Annotated in this window: 1 protein-coding gene and 1 pseudogene; both read left to right on the forward strand. The window is 75.5% G+C overall.

Going from position 1 to position 2,217, the window contains the following annotated elements:
• Window positions 1-324: 324 nt before the first annotated feature.
• The gene (locus BI06_RS15695) at window positions 325-1,680 is read left to right on the forward strand and encodes a VWA domain-containing protein (protein WP_043468698.1); all 1,356 of its coding nucleotides are present in this window, start codon (window positions 325-327) and stop codon (window positions 1,678-1,680) included.
• Window positions 1,681-1,753: 73 nt separating this feature from the next.
• Window positions 1,754-2,217: pseudogene (locus tag BI06_RS52400) on the forward strand (hypothetical protein); the annotation flags it as partial.

Consider the following 2,217-nt stretch of genomic DNA (forward strand, 5'->3'; position numbering starts at 1 on the left):
CCGCCCGCCCGTGCCGCCGGCGCCGCAGGTGCCACCGGCCCGCTGAACCGCCCGCGCCACCGGGGCCCGCGCCCCCACGGCGCGGGCCCCGGCGCGCCGTCCGCAACAAGCCGCGAGCACCGCACCCGAGCACCGGGCGACCCGCGCCGGACCCCGTGCGCCGGACGACCCGCACCGAGCCACACGCACCGAGCCACACGCACCGGACCCGAGCACCGGGCCACCCGCCCGGGCCGCAAGCACCGAGCGACCACCCGCGCCCCGTCCCAGCGGCGCGGCCACCACCCGCGCACCATCCGACGATCCGACGGGAGCCACCGGCCCATGGCAACACTGGCGAAGCCGAACCTGCCCAGGTTCGATGTGGAGATCTTCCAGAACGAGTACCTCGCGGACGGCGCCCGCGAAGTGAACGCCATCGTCACCGTCACCGCGACCGGCGGCGGCACCTCGGGCGGCCGCCCGCTCGGCATCAGCGACGCCTCGGCGGGCGGCGACGGGCAGTCCGCCGCCGTGGTGATCCTGGTGGACTGCTCCGGCTCGATGGACTACCCGTCCAGCAAGATGCGCGGTGCCCGCGAGGCCACCGCCGCCGCCGTCGACACCGTCCGCGACGGCGTGGCCTTCGCCGTGGTCGCCGGCACCCACGAGGCCCGCGAGGTCTTCCCCGGCGACGGCACCCTCGCCATCGCCTCGCCGGAGACCCGGGCCCGGGCCCGGGAGTCGCTGCGCCGGCTCACCGCGGCCGGCGGCACCGCCATGGGCACCTGGCTGACCAAGGCCGACCAGCTCTTCCTCACCCGCCGGGACATCCCGATCCGGCACGCGATCCTGCTCACCGACGGCAACAACGAGCACGAGACCGCCGCCGAGCTGGAGCGCGCGATCGGACGGGTCACCGGCCACTTCACCGCCGACTGCCGGGGCGTCGGCACCGACTGGAAGGTCGAGGAGCTGCGCAAGATCGCCTCCGCGCTGCTCGGCACCGTCGACATCGTCCCCGAGCCCTCCGGCCTGGCCGAGGACTTCCGCTCGATGATGACCGGCGCGATGGGCAAGCAGGTCGCCGATGTCGCCCTGCGGGTCTGGACGCCCGCCAACGCGGTGGTGAAGTTCGTCAAGCAGGTCGCCCCCGCACTGGAGGACCTCACCGGCCGCCGGGCCGAGGCCGGACCGCGGGCCGGTGACTACCCGACCGGCTCGTGGGGCGACGAGAGCCGCGACTACCACGTCTGCGTGGAGGTCCCGGCCGCCGCGGTCGGCAACGAGATGCTGGCCGCCCGGATCAGCCTGGTCCTGCCGCCCCCGGCCGCCGGGGGGACGCCCGAGGTGCTGTCCCAGGGTCTGGTCAAGGCGGTCTGGACGGACGACCTCGCCTCCTCCACCCGGATCAGCCCGCAGGTCGCCCACTACACCGGACAGGCGGAACTCGCCGCGGCGGTCCAGGAGGGCATGGAGGCGCACCGCGCCGGGAACGTCCCCCTCGCCACCACCAGGCTGGGCACCGCCGTCCGGATCGCCCACGAGACCGGGAACGAAGGCACCTACAAGCTGCTGCAGAAGGTGGTGGACGTGGTGGACCCGAAGGAGGGTACCGTTCGGTTCCGTAAGAACGTGAGCGAGGCCGACTCGATGATCGTCGAGACCCGGTCGACCAAGACCGTACGCGTGAAGAAGTGACCGCCGAAGCGCCGACCGGGCCGCGAACCGGCCGGGCCCAGCCCCGGCCGAGCTGGAATTGAGGGGGGACCTGATGCCGATCTGCCCGAGGGGCCACGAGTCGCAGGCCGAGGACTGGTGCGACTTCTGCGGATTCCCGATGACACCGCCGCAGCCGCTGCCGCCGCCGCCCGGAGCGCACCCCGGTGCCCCGGGGGCGCACGGGGCACCCGGCGCGCCGTACGGTGCCACGCTCCCCCCGGGCGCGATGCCCCCGCCGCCGCCCGGCTCGATGCCGGCACCGGGTTCGATGCCGCCGCCCCCGCCGCCGGCCCCGCAGGGCTTCCCCGACCTCACCGAGGGCCTGGTGATCTGCCCGATCTGCCGCAGCCCGCAGACCGGGCGGTTCTGCGAGGAGTGCGGGTACGACTACGACCTCTCCTCGCCGCAGCGTGCCCAGCAGCCGCCGTTCCCGGCCCCGGCACCGCCGCCCGCACCCGCCCCGCTGAACATCCCGGCGGCGTACGGCGGCGCCCCGGCGGCACCGGCCGCGCCGCA

Source organism: Kitasatospora sp. MBT66 (assembly GCF_000710405.2).
GTDB lineage: Bacteria > Actinomycetota > Actinomycetes > Streptomycetales > Streptomycetaceae > Kitasatospora > Kitasatospora purpeofusca.

Coding starts and splice junctions, on each gene's coding strand:
- BI06_RS15695 (WP_043468698.1), top strand. CDS start 325: ATGGCAACACTGGCGAAGCCGAACCTGCCCAGGTTCGATGTGGAGATC.